We start from the raw sequence: 14,782 nt of genomic DNA, 5'->3' as shown, positions 1-14,782 counted from the left end.
AGGCGCTACGAAACCGTGTAGTCCTTGAATTTGTCGCGCAGCGCCATCTTCTGCACCTTGCCGGTGCCGGTCATCGGGAATTCGTCCAGGAATTCGACCGCGTCCGGCATCCACCAGCTCGCGATCTTCGGGCGCATGTGATCGAGCAGCGTCTTGGCATCCAGCGTCGCGCCTTTCTTCCGCACCACCAGCAGCAGCGGCCGCTCCTGCCATTTCTCGTGCGAGATCGCGATGACGGCCGCCTGCAGGACGTCGGGGTGGGAGAGCGCGACATCCTCGAGCTGAATCGAGGAAATCCACTCGCCGCCGGACTTGATCACGTCCTTCGAGCGGTCGGTCAGCGTGACATGGCCGAGCGGATCGATCACGGCCATGTCGCCGGTGATCAGCCAGCCGTCGCGATCGAGCCCCTCGTTCAGCTTCATGTAGCCGGATGCGACCCACGCGCCCCGCGCCCGCAGATGGCCGACGGTCTTGCCGTCGCGCGGCAGCTCCTTGCCCCCGTCGTCGACGATGCGCAGCGCGGTGCCGAAGCAGGCGCGGCCCGACACCATGCGCCGGTCGAGCTTTTCCTTGTCGCTGAGGTTGGTGGAGCCCGGGCGCAGGCTCGGCATCGAACATCCCAGTGCTTCCGTCATGCCCCAGGCCTGGATGTAGTCGATGTTGTACTCGCGCTTGAGCCTCTCGACCATCGATCGCGCGGGCGCCGAGCCCGACGACAGTGTCGCGCGCAGCGTGGTGAATTTCTTGCCGGAGCGTCCCAGCCAGTCGAGCAGGATCAGCCAGAAGCTTGGCACGCCGGCCGAAATCGTCACCCTCTCGCCTTCGAGCAGTTCGTAGAGCTTGTCCGGCTCGTAGTTGCGGCCGGGCAGCACGAGCTTCGAACCGGTATAGGGCGCGGTGAACGGCATATTCCAGCCGTTGCCGTGGAACAGCGGCGCCATCGGCATCATCACCTCGCGCACGCCCTCGAGGTGACCGGGCAGGAAATCAAAGCCGGAGCAGACCATGGTCTGCAACAGCGCGGCGCGATGCGAATAGACGACGCCCTTCGGATTGCCGGTCGTGCCCGAGGTGTAGCAGATCGTCGAGGCCGATTTCTCGTCGAAGATCGGCCAGGCAAATCCGGCGTCGTTCTCGGCGGCGAGAAGGTCCTCATAACAGTACACCTTTGCGAGCTTGGTCTCCGGCATGCGCTCGCGCGAGGACATGACCACGTAGGCCTCGACCGTCGTCAACTTGGGTGCGATCGCCTCGACCAGCGGCAGCGTGCCGCGATCGATGAACAGGAGCCGGTCTTCCGCGTGGTTGATGATGTAAACCAGCTGTTCGGGAAAAAGGCGCGGGTTGATGGTGTGCAGGACGTAGCCCATGCCGGGCGCCGCATAGAACATTTCCCAGTGGCGGTGCGTGTTCCAGGCGAGGGTGCCGACGCGATCGCCTTGCTTCATGCCCAGCCGTTTCAACGCAAGCGCCATTCGCTTGATGCGCGGATGGGCCTCCGCATAGGTGTAACGATGGATGTCGCCCTCGATCTCGCGCGCGACGACCTCCGCCTCGCCATGATAGTCCGCGGCATACTGGATCAGGCCGCTGATCAGGAGCGGCATATCCATCATCAAACCCTGCATCGTTTCCTCCAGGCCACGTCGTTGCGTGGTGTCTTTGTTGGCGAAGCTGTCGCTCTACTGGCGCAAGATCGTCTCCCGCGCTCCCCGCGCCGAGTCGCTCACATTCTCGCGACAGGCTGTTCGCCATCTTGCGTCTTTTCGCTGCTCGCTTCTCGCTCTGGCAGCATGATCTTACCGGCTTCGCCTGCGGGCTTCCACATGTGATGCCTGTGCAGGCGTCCCAGAAGGTGTGAATCTTTCAGATCGGCGACCTAACCCTCAAGGTGAGGAGGCGCGTTAGCGCCGTCTCGAACCATGAGGCCCGGACCCGGGCCTTCATCCTTCGAGACGCTTGCTTCGCAAGCTCCTCAGGATGATGAGATAAAGCGGTCACCTCAGAAGTACGTCCCTACATCGAGGAAATCGACAGCCCGCCATCGACGACCAGGCTTGCGCCCGTGACGAATGCACCGGCGGGCGAGCTCAGATAGAGCACCGCGTAGCCGATCTCCTCGGGTCTGCCGACCCGCTGAACCGGCGTCTTCTGAAGGATACGGTCGCGCACTTCGCCATCGAACACGCTGGCGAGGCCCGTGTCGATCACTCCGGGCAGGATGGTATTTGCCCGGATGCCGAACGATCCGTACTCCAGCGCGAAGGCGCGGCTCATGCCGATCAAGGCCGTCTTCAGCGTGCCGTACAGCCCGAGCATCCTTTCCGGGTGCAGCGCCGAGACCGATGAGATGTTGACGATGCTGCCGCCGCCGCGCGGCTTCATCAGTTTGACCGCTTCGCTGGACATGAACCAGTAGCCGCGCAGGTTGACGTCGACCGTCTTGGCGAACAGGCCCGGATCAATGTCCTCGATCGCACGCCACGGGCTGAGCACCGCATTGTTGACCAGGATATCAAGCCCGCCATGCGTGTCCTTCAGATGCGCAGCGATCCCGACAATGTCGTCCATCCTGCCGATGTGGCAGACGTAGGCTTCTGCGCTCAGGCCTTCCTTGCGCAGCGCCTCGGCGAGGTGCTCGCATTCCTCTTGCTTGCGGCTCGAGACCACAACATGCGCGCCGGCTTCCGCCAGCACGCGAGCGGTGGCCGCCCCGATGCCGCGCGAGGAGCCGGTGACGAGCGCAACCTTGCCGGCGAGATCGAAAGGACAATTCTTGCTCATGTGCATGCCTCAGTCATGAGGTTATGCCACCGCGCTTGAGCAAGTCCTTGCCGATCGCTGCCAGGTGCACCTGATCGGGCCCATCGCCGATGCGGATGAAGCGCGCATAGACATAGGCTCGCGGCAGGAAGGTGTCCTGCGACAGGCCGGCAGCGCCATGGACCTGGATCGCACGGTCGATGACGCGGGCGGCCATGCTCGGCACCACGATCTTGGCGGCGGCGATGAGGTCGCGTGCGGCCTTGTTGCCTTCGCGGTCCATCTTGTCGGCCGCCTGCAGCGTCAACAGCCGCGCCTGCGCGATCTCGCAGAAGGAGTGCGCAATGTCTTCCCGCACGGAGCCCTGTTCCGCCAGCGGCTTGCCGAAGGCAACGCGCTTGACGGCGCGCTCGCACATCAATTCCAGTGCGCGCTGGGCGCAGCCGATCAGACGCATGCAATGGTGAATGCGACCTGGGCCAAGACGTCCCTGTGCGATCTCGAAACCGCGGCCTTCGCCGAGCAGGATGTTGGAAGCAGGGACACGAACATTCTCATAGTCGATCTCGGGGTGGCCGACCGGCGCATCGTCGTAGCCGAAGGTCAGCATGTCGCGCACGATCCGCACGCCCGGCGTGTCCTTCGGCACCAGTATCATCGATTGCTGGCGGTGGCGGTCGGGATGATCGGGTGCGGTCTTGCCCATCACGATCAGGATCTCGCAATCCTCGTTCATCGCGCCGGAGGTGAACCATTTGCGACCGTTGATGACGTAATGGTCGCCGTCGCGCCTGATGTCGCACTGGATGTTGGTCGCGTCGCTGGAGGCAACCGCCGGTTCAGTCATCGAGAAGCCGGAGCGGATGGTCCCTTCCAGCAGTGGACGAAGCCAGCGCTCCTGCTGTTCCGGCGTGCCGTACTGGGCAAGCACCTCCATGTTTCCGACGTCGGGCGCCGAGCAGTTGAAGACCTCTGGCGCCCACAGCACGCGACCCATGATCTCCTTGACCGGGGCATATTCGAGGTTGGTGAGGCCGCTGCCGTGCGGGCCGGACAGGAACAAATTCCAAAGCCCCTGTTCGCGCGCCAGGCGCTTTAGATTCTGCAGCACCGGCGGTGTCCGGTAACGCTGCGCTTCGGGCTTCACCTGTTCGTAGTACAGGTCCTCGACCGGTTCCACATGCTGCCGCATGAACTGGCGTACGCGTTCCTGCAAGGCAATGGAACGCTCGGAATGCTGGAAATCCATGGCCTCTCCTGCTCATGCCGTCGGTTCGCCATGCACGCCGCCGCCCAGGCGCATTGACTGTTTGGCGCGGCAGTGCATATGCCGGTCCCGATTTTCGGAGCCTCTGCTTGGCAACTTCCTAGGTGAGCGGAGATCAGCCATGGCGTCTTGTGTTGAGTTGCTGGCATTCGCAACGTTTAGGAGGCAACGCCAGCGCGTTTTCCTCCTACACTGGTGTTGCTGTCGAATGGATCTACCTGGGAGGAGAGAATGTCTGATTTGAACCGACGCGTGCTACTCAAGAGCTCGCTCGCAGTGGGACTAACGTCGCTGACTTCAAGCTTCGCACGCGCGGACGAGACCACTGGCATCACCGCGACGGAGATCAAGATCGGTTCGACGACATCCCTGTCGGGGCCTGTTTCCGCGCTCGGCATTCAGGCCCGCACGCAGGAAGCCTTCTTCAAGATGATCAACGAGAAGGGTGGTGTCGCCGGGCGTCAAATCAAATACATCTATTACGACGACGGCTTTCAGCCGCCGAAGACGGTCGAACAGGTGCGGCGCCTGGTTGAAAGCGACGAAGTCGCCTTCCTCTTCAACATGCTGGGCACGGCGCCGAATTCGGCCGCGGTCACCTACATCAACCAGAAGAAAATCCCGCACCTCTTTCTGTCGGTGAACGGCGACAAATGGGGCGACCACAAGAAATACCCGTGGACGATGGGGTTCGCCCCGTCGGCTCGCACCGAGTCGCAGGTCTACACGAAGTACGCCCTGCAGAAGAATCCCAAGGCGCGTTTCGCCATCCTCTATCAGAACGACGATCTCGGAAAGGATTACCTCGCCGGCGTGCGCGACGTGCTCGGCGCGGAATTCGACGCACGCGCCAAGGCGGTCTCGCACGAGGTGGCCGATCCAACCATCGACTCGCAGATCGTGTCCCTGAAGACGACGGATGCGGACGTGCTTCTTTCGGGCACGACCGCGAAATTCGCTGCGCAATCGATCCGAAAAGCCTACGAACTCCAGTGGAAGGCTCTGCACTTCATTGCCAGCGGCGCGGCTTCGATTACCGGCGCGATCAACCCGGCAGGTCCCGAGCGCGCCGTCGGTGTGACCTCGTCGGCCTACGTGAAGGATCCCAGCGATCCGGAATGGGCGAACGACAAGGGAGTCGGCGACTATCTTGCCTTCATGCAGAAATACTTCCCCGAGGGTAATCCGAAGGACATGTATTGCATCTATGCCTACACCGTCGCGCTTGTCCTGATGCAGATCTTCAAGCAATGCGACGGAAATCTTACGCGTGAGAACATCATGCGGCAGGCCGAGAACCTGAAGGACCTCGAGGTCCCGACGCTGCTGCCGGGGATTAAGGTCAACACCAGCCCGACCAACCACCATCCGCTGCGACAGGTGCAGCTGCAGCGCTGGGAGGGAACCGGCTGGAAGCGGTTCGGCCCGGTCATAGAGGGCGCCAATCTGTAGGTGTGATCAGCCGACCTTTTCGATTCCAGGGAGAGGTCGGCGCGGAGCGCCGGGTGAGGGGCGCGCTCTCCCGTGGGACCTGAGCTCCCTCATCCGATTTGCTGCGCAAAATCGCCCTCTCCCCAATGGGGAGAGGTAACCGAATTTGCGGGAACAGCGGCTCGACAAGGTCATCTTGCTCCAAAGGCGGCGGGCCGGCGCTGATCGCGTCCGCTGCGAGCAATATTGACAGTGTGCGGATAATAAGCATACTCACGATATTGGATCGCGAAGTTGAGCCAGCGGAGACTGAGCCAATCGACGCGGGGCGCCGGGGCAAGGTCATGCCTTGCGAAGCCTGCCCTGGGGAGTTTGAGCCGTCACGCGGCTCAATCCGGTCAAGGAGGAAACATGAGCGCACAAAAATCTTCGCTTCCCTTTCTCGTAGGCGGTGGCGGCATCGGCGGGCTGGCCGCGGCGCTAGCCCTCGTGCGCCAGGGATTCCACGTCAGGGTTCTGGAGCAGTCTCCCGAAATCGGCGAGATCGGTGCCGGCATCCAGCTCGGTCCGAACGCCTTTCATGCCCTTGATGCGCTTGGGGTCGGCGAAAGGGCGCGCGGGCGAGCGGTCTATACCGACGAGCTGGTGATGCACGACGCGATCGACGAAACCCTCGTCGGCCGCATCCCGACCGGTGAAGCGTTTCGCAAGCGGTTCGGCAATCCTTATGCCGTGATTCATCGGGTCGACATCCACACCTCTCTCCTCGAGGGAGCGCAGCAGACCGGCCGTATCGAATTCTTGACCTCGACCCGCATCGAGCGCGTCGAGCAGGATGAGGCGAGCGTGACCGTGTTCGATCAGCACGGGGTGGCGCACCGGGGTGTCGCGCTCCTTGCGGCCGACGGCGGCAGATCCGTGGTGCGCGCGCAGTATGTCGGGGATCCGCCGCGCATCACCAATCACGTGGTCTATCGCGCGGTCGTGGACAAGAAGGATTTTCCCAGGGAGCTGCAATGGAACGCCGCCAGCATCTGGGTCGGCCCCAATTGCCATCTCGTTCACTACCCCTTGCGCGGCGGTGAGCAATACAACGTGGTCGTCACGTTCCACAGCCGCAACAAGGAGGAGTGGAGCGTGACGGATGGCAGCAAGGAGGAGGTGCAAAGCTATTTCCAGGAAGTCTGCCCCAAGGCGCGGCAGTTGATCGATCTTCCAAAGAGCTGGAAGCGCTGGGCCACGGCCGACCGCGAGCCGATCATGCAATGGACGTTCGGCCGCGCGACGCTGCTCGGTGACGCGGCTCATCCGACTACCCAATACATGGCACAGGGCGCCTGCATGGCGCTGGAGGACGCCGTCACGCTGGGCGAGGCGTTGCGCGTGAACAACAACGATATTACGGCGGCCTACGAACTGTACCAGCGTTCACGCGTCACCAGGACCGCGCGGATCGTTCTGTCGGGGCGCGAAATGGGGCGGATTTATCACGCCAAGGGCGTTGAGCGGCTCATTCGCAATTCGCTTTGGAAGGGACGGACGCCCGAACGCTTCTACGACGCGCTCGAATGGCTTTACGGCTGGAATGTCGGCAACTGCCTCGCCGATTGACCCGCGCGGACGGGATTGAGCCGGGGCTCCTTCCACGTCATTCGTAACGGCCCAACATCTTAGAAGGAAATGCGAGATGGCACAGCTCGGAACCCTCGAAGAACTTCCTCTGGACTATCGGAACGACTTGACCGCGAACAATCTCGTCCCGCTGTGGCCAAGCCTTCGTGCGGCGCTCCCGTACGACATTCCCTCGCGCCGGACAAAACCGATGGTCTGGCGCTACGCCGACATCCGGCCGCGGCTGCTGCGCGCCGGCGAGTTGACGCCGATCGAGAAGGCCGAGCGTCGCGTTCTCGTGCTGGCCAATCCCGGCTTGGGCCTCGAGAACATGCAGGCGACGCCGTCCATCTATATCGGGATGCAGTTGATCCTGCCGCGCGAAACGGCTCCGAACCACTGGCACACCCCGAGCGCGATACGCTTTGTCGTCGAGGGGGAGGGTGGCTTCACGGTCGTCGAAGGCGAGAAGCTGCCGATGAAGAGGGGTGACCTGATCCTCACGCCGTCCGGGCTGTGGCATGAGCATGGTCACGAAGGCTCGGGTCCCGTGGTGTGGTTGGACGCGCTCGACCTGCCGGTAGTCTATGGGCTCGAAGCGTCCTATTGCCTCGAGGGGGAGCCGCAAACGGTACGCAACCGGCCCGACGCCTCGCAGAACCGGTACCGCCGCTCGGGGCTTATTCCCTACGCGTCGCTGCGGGCGCCGCGTGCTGCCTATCCACTGCGCCGTTTCCCGTGGGAGGACACGCGCGCCGCGCTTTGCGATCTGGCGACGGTGACGGACGGAGGCGAAATCGTGCAACTCGCCTATGTCAATCCCGAGACCGGTGCCGAATGCCTGCCGATTCTCGGCTTCTCCGCGATCATGTTGCGTCCGGGCGAGACGATAAAGCCGGTCCGGCGGTCTGCTTCCGCCGTGCTGCACGTGGTCGAAGGGGAGGGCGAGGCCAGGATCGACAACGCCGAGCTGGCCTGGGGCGGTCAGGACACGATGGCGATTCCAACCCATGCGCGCGTTGCGATCTCGAACCGCTCGTCTTCGAAACCTGCTTTTCTGTTCCAGGTCGACGATGCGCCGATGCAGAGCAAGCTCGGATTCTACGAGGAGCTCGAAGCTTGATCGTATGAAGGTCCGGCAGATTTCGGATCGACGTTTAGGCATGCCGGGCCGTAGCCCTTTCCTCAATCGCCGGTAACAACGCGGAGCGGCGCGCGTGAATACTCGTTGTTCAGCTCCACCAGGCGTGTGAGCGTGGTCATGAACCTGCGCTGCTCGTCTGCAGGCAATCGCCCGAGGAATCTTTGCTGAGCCCTCTGGACCGCCGGCTCGACGGCGGCAAGCAGGCGAGCTCCTTCTTTCGTCAGTTCGACGGTCTTCACGCGCCGGTCATGAGCGGTGCCCGAGCGTCGAATCAATTCTTTGGCCTCGAGGCGGTCCAGCACCTTGCCCAGCGTGGATCGGTCGAAGGCGATCAAATAGGAAAGCCGTGTCGCATCGAGCCCCGGATTCTCTCGTGCAGCGATCAGGCACGCATACTGAACCGGTGTGATGTCGAATGTGGCACATTCCTCCATGAACATGCCGACGATGATCTGCTGGGCACGACGGATGAGATGGCCGGGCTTGGCATAAAGATCGTCCATCGACATAGTCCGCCTCGTGCGATTGATTGATCGCTTGCTGAAAGTAAGTCGGCTTACTATCTCTCGTGAGAGTATCCTTCTCAGGCATGCCGTCAATCGTGACGAAATCGGAAGGCCCCGCCCATGCGGCAGACACGCGTGGCACAAAGGAATCAGCAATCGAGGCGCTGCCAATGACGAGATTTCCGACGTTCTTCGTTTCTCACGGCGGCGGACCGTGGCCGTTCATAGACGGCACCAAGGAACAGTACGCTAAGACTGCGAGGGAGTTCAGCCTGCTGCCGCAACGGCTTCCTGCCAGGCCCGAGGCGATCCTCGTGATCACCGGCCATTGGGAGGCGCCCGACTTCACCGTTTCGACATCCGCGCATCCGCCCATGGTGTATGACTATTTTGGCTTTCCCGAGCACACCTATCACATCCAGTATCCAGCGCCGGGTTCGCCAGGTCTGGCAGCCAAGGTGAAGGGGCGGCTGGTGAGCGCAGGCATCAAGTGCGACCAAGATGCCGATCGAGGATTCGACCACGGTACGTTCGTTCCAGTGGGATTGATGTATCCCGACGCAGACGTTCCGATCGTCCTGCTTTCGCTCAAGTCGAGCTACGATGCCGCCGAGCATATCAAGGTGGGTCAGGCGATCGCACCGCTCAGGGACGAGGCGATCCTGATCATCGGCAGCGGTCTCACCTACCACAACATGCGAGGCTTCAGACGCGATGAGTCGACTGCGGTCTCGTATGCGTTCGAAGCCTATCTGAACGACGCCATAAGCCAGCCCGATCCCAGGCTGCGCAATGAGATGCTGGTGAACTGGCGCAGCGCCCCGGACGCCCTCCTGGCCCATCCGCGGGAGGATCACCTGCTTCCGCTCATGGTGGCGGCAGGTGCTGCGGGCGATGACATGGGCCACCGACTGTTTGTCGACCACGTCATGAATGTCGCCATGGCGTCGTATCAGTTCGGTGCGTAGAGCTTGAACGCCCTCCCAAACTCGTCATTGCGAGGAGCGAAGCGACGAAGCAATCCAGACCATTGCCGCGGAGATATTCTGGATTGCTTCGCTTCGCTCGCAATAACAAGACATCGCATCTGCGATGCGATTCGACGTCTCGCGCAAGCGGGACGAGGTAGCAATCTCAGCCCAACTGTCCTTCGCGCAGCTTGAAGCGCTGGATCTTGCCGGTTGCGGTCTTGGGCAGCTCGTCGACAAAGGCGACGAAGCGCGGGTATTTGTACGGCGCCAGCCTGTCCTTGACGAAGGCCTTCAGGTCCGAGTCCGTCGCCTTTTCTCCCGACCGCAGCACCACGAAGGCTTTGGGCTTGGTCAGGCCTTGCTCGTCGGAAATCCCGATCACGGCGGCTTCGAGAACGGACGGGTGCTGAACAAGCGTCGCCTCGATCTCGAAAGGACTGACGTAGATGCCGCTGACCTTGAGCATGTCGTCGGTCCGGCCGGCATAGGTGTGGGATCCGTCCGCGTTGCGGATGTACTTGTCGCCGCTCTTGGTCCAGTCGCCCTGGAAGGTCTCCTGCGTCTTGGTGCGATTGCCCCAATACATCATCGCTGCCGATGGGCCGCGGATGTAGAGATCGCCCGGCTCTCCGTCCGGGACCGGACCGCCATTCTCAGCCCGCAGATCGATCTCATAGCCGACGACCGGCCAACCGGTCGTGCCGTATCGTACCTTGGTGGGGTGGTTGGAAAGGAAGATATGGAGCATCTCCGTCGAGCCGATGCCGTCCACGATATCGATGCCGAAATGCCGTTTGAAACGTTGACCGATCTCAGCCGGCAAGGCTTCCCCCGCCGATGAGGCGAGCCGCATCGCGACCTGGCCCCGGGCCGGGAGGTTCGGGGCAGCCAGCATGCCGGCATAGCCGGTCGGTGCTCCGTAGAAGACGGTCGGCTTCAGGCCGGCCACGCCGCCGAGCCAGCGTTTGAACACGGCGTCGGGTGTCGGACGCTCCGCCATCAGCAGCGTCGTTGCCCCGACCGCCATCGGAAACGTCAGGGCGTTGCCGAGGCCATAGGCAAAGAACAGCTTGGCTGCCGAAAAGCAGACGTCATCCTCGCGCAACCGCAGAACATTTCTGCCGTAGAGCTCGGAGGTCCAATAGGGATTGGCCTGGGAATGCACGACCCCTTTGGGGCGGCCGGTCGAGCCGGATGAATAGAGCCAGAACGCTGGGTCATCGGCATGGGTAGGGGCGGGCCTGTCCAGCGGCGCGCTTGTCCCGATGAAGGCGTCCAATTCGATGTCGTGGCCGTCCAGCGCTCCTGTAGGGCGGGAGACGACGATCTTGCGCACTTCATGGTCGCTCATTGCCAGCGCGGCCCCCAAGGTGGAGCGCAGCGCCCCGCTCACCAGCACGGCCTGTGCGCGCGAATGTTCGAGCATATAGGCGTAGTCATCCGCCGTCTGCAGCGTGTTCACGGCGACGGGAACGATGCCTGCGTAGATTGCGCCCAGGAACGCGACCGGCCAGTCGGTGACGTCCTGCATGAGCAGGAGGACCCGTTCTTCGCGTCTGATTCCGATGGCGCCGAGTGCGGACGCGAGGCGCCGCGCCTTGTCAGTCAGTTGCGCAAACGTCAAGGAGCCGGCGTCGTCGACGAAAGCGAGCTTATCGGGCCGCTCGCCGTTGGCGCCGAGCAGGTGATCGGCGATGTTGAACTTCTCGGGAGGGGGCGAAACGGTACTGTCGTTCATGGTTTTCCTCCCTGACGAGGCTCCGCCGATGTCTCAAGAATGGAGCTGTTCGTATTTTTGCTGCAGCTGGTCCCGCGATTCTTCCCAGTCGGGATTTGGCTCGATGCACATTGCAGGACAGACGAGCTTGCACTGCGGTTCGTCCTCCGCGCCGACACACTCGGTACACCGCATCGGGTCGATCGAGTATTTGGGATCGCCGGCGGAGATCGCCTCGTTCGGGCAGGCCGGTGTGCAGGCATCGCAAGCCGTGCAATCGTCGTTGATCAACAGGGCCATGTTATAGTCCTCGTCTCGTTCAGGCAGCCCTTGCCAGTCCGGCAAGCTTGTTATGGCGGAACGCCCCCCAAAGGGCCGCACCGATCGCGCCCGCGTAGATCGCGTCCGGATGGGTTTCGACGGGAGCCTTCACCTTTTCACGCACGGCGGCTTCCTTCATCGCGTCCACGAGGCCCGCGTCCAGAGCTAGTCCCCCGGTCATCTGGATGACGCCCTCGACGGCACCGATCGTCTTGAGCAGCTTGGCCAGCCGATCCGCCATGGATTGGTGTATGCCGCGGAGAATGTTCGGGGCAGTAATGCCTCGCGACACCATGTTGATGACGTCGGTTTCCGCAAGCACCGCGCAGATGCCAGAGACCTTTTCCGGATCGTCGGCCTTCTTCGACAGCAATCCGATTTCGTCCTGTGCGATGCCGAGGTAGCGTGCGATGTTCTCCAGGAACTGGCCGGAGCCGGAGGCGCATTGGCTGGTCATTTTGTATGACTCCACCTTGCCGCGCTCGTCCATGCGGATCGCGCGGCCGTGCAGTGCGCCGGTATCGAGTACCGCGCGGCTTTCGGGACGCAGGTAGATCGCGCCGCGCGCGTGGGTCGTCATCGAGTAGAAGTGCCCGGTATGGAAGGCAAGCGACTCGCCCTCGCCCGTGGTGGCGCAGTAGGCGACGTCGGCGCGCGAGAGGCCTGCATGCTTCAGCAGGGCGTCATAGGCGTCGCTGGCGAGCTTCAGCGGATCGCGCTGCCGCACGCGCTCGACATTCTTTGCGATGCAAGTCTCACGGCCGTCCTCGACATTGAACAGGACGACCTTGATCGCACCGGTCCCGACGTCGATCCCTGAGGTAATCGGCATCACTTCCTCCGCTATTGCATGACCGCGCGGCGCGCGAACTCGGAAGCGCCCAAGGCGCCCGTGTAGATGGAATCCGGGTTGATGTTGATGGTCACCTCGCCATAATTCTCCTTGATCAGCTTGCGCAACTCGCGCACCGCCGCCTCGTTCTTGGCGACGCCGCCGGTGAAGGTGAACTGGTCGGTCACGCCGCCCGACCGCGAAATGATCGATATGGCCCTTAAGATGATCGCGCGATGCAGTCCGGCCAGGATGTCCTCACGCTTCTCGCCGAGCGAAAGGCGGTCGCGCAATTCGGCGCCGGCAAACACGGTGCAGGTGGAATTGATGCGCGCCGGGCGATTGGACTGCATGGCCAACGGTCCGAGCTCGTGCAGCCCCATGTTCATTTCGTCGGCGATATAGCCGAGATAGCGCCCGCAGCCGGCCGCGCAGCGGTCGTTCATCTGGAATTTCTCGACGATGCCGTTGCTGTCGATCTGGATGCCCTTGGTGTCCTGGCCGCCGATGTCGAGGACCGTGCGCGTGGCCGGATACATCATGTGTGCGCCAAGGCCGTGGCAGAGGATTTCCGAGCGGATGTGTTCCTTGGAGAACGGCAGCGTCACGCGGCCATAGCCGGTGCCGACAAGGTAGGTCTCTTCCAGCTGGATCTCGAGCACATCCTCGATCGTCTCGGCGATGTCCGTTTCGCGGTCGGCAAGCTCCGGATCCGTCTTCAGCATGCGCGCGATCGCGAGGCGGAACTTGTGGCTGAGGTCGCCCCCGGGCGGCCGGTTCTCGACCTCGATGATCGATTTGTCATAGGCGTTGAGCAGGATGTCGTGCGATACGCCGGCATCCCGCGCGATGGTCTCGGCATGGACATGGAAGCGCGAGCCGGCGATGTCGCGAAAGAAATCGGACTTGCGCTTTGCGCCCGGCGCGTAAAGCATCGGCGCCTCGTCGCGCAGTCGCTGGAACACCTCGTTCAAGGCGCCCTTCAGCGCGTCGGCGACCGAGGCAAAGCGTTCCGTTCTCAACTGCTGTCGGCAGGTCTCCTCGAGGTCGTCGAGCTGTTCGAGAAACTGAATCAGCCGGAAATTGCGTTCGAGCGCGGCGAGAAAGTCCTTGCCGTGCTCGTCGTCACGATGTGCGGCGTGAAGCGCGCGCCGGAACAGGGTGAAGCGCGCGTCGATGCGCGCTTCCTCTGAGGCCACCCGCGCGGCCGTGCCGTAATTCGAGCGCGAGTTGGTGATGCCACGGCCGATCACCTCCCTGTTGTCGTCGAGAAGGACCGCCTTGGTCGTGGTCGAGCCGAGATCAATGCCGACAAAGGTACGCATGTTGTCTCCTTCTCAGGCGGCGCCGCGAAGGCCGGCACGTTTCTGTTCGACCATCTGGAAATAGCTCTCCAGGCGGTTCTTGACGTTGGCTGCGGAAAAGTAGCGGGGATCGACGAGGTCGGTTTCGATGAAGGCCGCCGGCTTGCCGGTACGCTTTTCGACCTCGCGCATGATGAGCAACTGTCCGGCGGAGAACGAATTGCAGCTCTTGATCGAATTGATCAGAAGCCCGTCGGCCTCGTACTCGTTGACGTAGTTCTCGAGCATGTCGACGCGCATCGGAAGATTGCGGTTGGTGTAGACGTTGAGACAATACTCGGCGAGCGATTCGAGCGGCTTGTCCGGATCGTGCCGGAAACCGAAGTCGTAGGTGCCGCCGACCTTGGTGTAGCTGGAGGCGACGACGACCGCGCCTTCGTCATAGAACATCTTCCAGAACTGGCGGAAATTGGTGTAATTCGGCGGGCCTTCGACGACGAGGCGATATCGTTCTTTCGGCATGTCGCCGTCCGGCGTCACCGGTCCCTTGCCGTCGGCGATCCTCTGCTCGACCTCGGCGCGCAGGAAGCGGTAGTATTCGATCGCGTCGTCGGTGCCGCGGAACGCGCCGAAGATCGGGCCGATGTAATAGATGCCGCCGAAATAGGAGTCGATGGGCGACGGCTTGTGCTTGGCGCTCTGCAGAACCCAGACCAGATCGTCCTCGGCCTTGACCGACTTGCGCAGGTATTCGCGCAGCCGGTCGATATCGAACTTGATGCCCGAGATCCGCTCCAGCTTCGGAATCACGTCCTGCCTGAGCTGCTTGACCATGTAGCTGATCATGTCCCTGGTGATCTTGCCGTCCGCCATGTAGGGCGTCTGGAACATGATGGTCTCGCAGCCGTATTG

General features: G+C 62.5%; 13 protein-coding genes. 4 read left to right on the top strand and 9 right to left on the bottom strand.

The features are described from left to right. Window positions 1-5: 5 nt before the first annotated feature. The 3 genes from HY852_RS26060 to HY852_RS26050 form a co-directional block, all read right to left on the bottom strand. A complete protein-coding gene (locus HY852_RS26060) occupies window positions 6-1,631 on the bottom strand; it encodes a long-chain fatty acid--CoA ligase (RefSeq protein WP_291607803.1) in 1,626 nt (541 codons plus the stop codon). Window positions 1,632-2,019: 388 nt separating this feature from the next. Next, on the bottom strand, window positions 2,020-2,787 hold the full coding sequence (locus tag HY852_RS26055; protein ID WP_291607802.1) for a glucose 1-dehydrogenase: 768 nt from the start codon (window positions 2,785-2,787) through the stop codon (window positions 2,020-2,022). 13 nt (window positions 2,788-2,800) lie between these two features. Further along, on the bottom strand, window positions 2,801-4,015 hold the full coding sequence (locus HY852_RS26050) for an acyl-CoA dehydrogenase family protein (protein WP_291607801.1): 1,215 nt from the start codon (window positions 4,013-4,015) through the stop codon (window positions 2,801-2,803). 249 nt (window positions 4,016-4,264) lie between these two features. On the opposite strand from HY852_RS26050, the gene HY852_RS26045 reads away from it, so the two are divergent. The 3 genes from HY852_RS26045 (at window position 4,265) to HY852_RS26035 (ending at window position 8,198) form a co-directional block, all read left to right on the top strand. Next, entirely contained in the window at window positions 4,265-5,485 is a 1,221-nt protein-coding gene (locus tag HY852_RS26045) for an ABC transporter substrate-binding protein (protein WP_291607800.1), read from the top strand. Between the two features lie 390 nt (window positions 5,486-5,875). Continuing rightward, entirely contained in the window at window positions 5,876-7,075 is a 1,200-nt protein-coding gene (locus HY852_RS26040; protein ID WP_291607799.1) for a 3-hydroxybenzoate 6-monooxygenase, read from the top strand. Between the two features lie 76 nt (window positions 7,076-7,151). After that, window positions 7,152-8,198 carry a cupin domain-containing protein gene (locus HY852_RS26035; RefSeq protein WP_291607798.1) on the top strand — a complete coding sequence of 349 codons (1,047 nt, stop codon included), beginning with the start codon at window positions 7,152-7,154 and terminating at the stop codon, window positions 8,196-8,198. Window positions 8,199-8,260: 62 nt separating this feature from the next. Here the strand turns inward: HY852_RS26035 and HY852_RS26030 are convergent, their stop codons facing one another. Further along, window positions 8,261-8,728: a MarR family winged helix-turn-helix transcriptional regulator gene (locus HY852_RS26030; RefSeq protein ID WP_291607797.1), complete on the bottom strand. Its 468-nt coding sequence runs from the start codon at window positions 8,726-8,728 to the stop codon at window positions 8,261-8,263. 167 nt (window positions 8,729-8,895) lie between these two features. On the opposite strand from HY852_RS26030, the gene HY852_RS26025 reads away from it, so the two are divergent. Then, the gene (locus tag HY852_RS26025) at window positions 8,896-9,693 is read left to right on the top strand and encodes a class III extradiol ring-cleavage dioxygenase (protein ID WP_291607796.1); all 798 of its coding nucleotides are present in this window, start codon (window positions 8,896-8,898) and stop codon (window positions 9,691-9,693) included. A gap of 166 nt (window positions 9,694-9,859) precedes the next feature. Here HY852_RS26025 and HY852_RS26020 read toward each other — a convergent pair whose 3' ends face one another. The 5 genes from HY852_RS26020 to bcrB all read right to left on the bottom strand — a co-directional run. Continuing rightward, the gene (locus tag HY852_RS26020; protein WP_291607795.1) at window positions 9,860-11,434 is read right to left on the bottom strand and encodes a benzoate-CoA ligase family protein; all 1,575 of its coding nucleotides are present in this window, start codon (window positions 11,432-11,434) and stop codon (window positions 9,860-9,862) included. A 33-nt stretch (window positions 11,435-11,467) separates the two neighbouring features. Then, a complete protein-coding gene (locus HY852_RS26015; RefSeq protein WP_291607794.1) occupies window positions 11,468-11,713 on the bottom strand; it encodes a YfhL family 4Fe-4S dicluster ferredoxin in 246 nt (81 codons plus the stop codon). Between the two features lie 19 nt (window positions 11,714-11,732). Continuing rightward, entirely contained in the window at window positions 11,733-12,566 is an 834-nt protein-coding gene (bcrD, locus tag HY852_RS26010) for a benzoyl-CoA reductase subunit D (RefSeq protein WP_291607793.1), read from the bottom strand. An 11-nt stretch (window positions 12,567-12,577) separates the two neighbouring features. Further along, on the bottom strand, window positions 12,578-13,891 hold the full coding sequence (gene bcrA / locus HY852_RS26005) for a benzoyl-CoA reductase subunit A (protein WP_291607792.1): 1,314 nt from the start codon (window positions 13,889-13,891) through the stop codon (window positions 12,578-12,580). Between the two features lie 12 nt (window positions 13,892-13,903). Next, window positions 13,904-14,782 (bottom strand): benzoyl-CoA reductase subunit B (bcrB, locus tag HY852_RS26000; protein ID WP_291607791.1); only part of this gene is annotated, 879 nt, incomplete at its 5' end.

Origin of the sequence: Bradyrhizobium sp., from assembly GCF_016213215.1 — a bacterium.
Classification (GTDB): Bacteria; Pseudomonadota; Alphaproteobacteria; order Rhizobiales; family Xanthobacteraceae; genus Bradyrhizobium.
The sequence above is the reverse complement of the archived record's forward strand: the minus strand, read 5'-3'. Positions and strand labels throughout refer to the sequence as shown.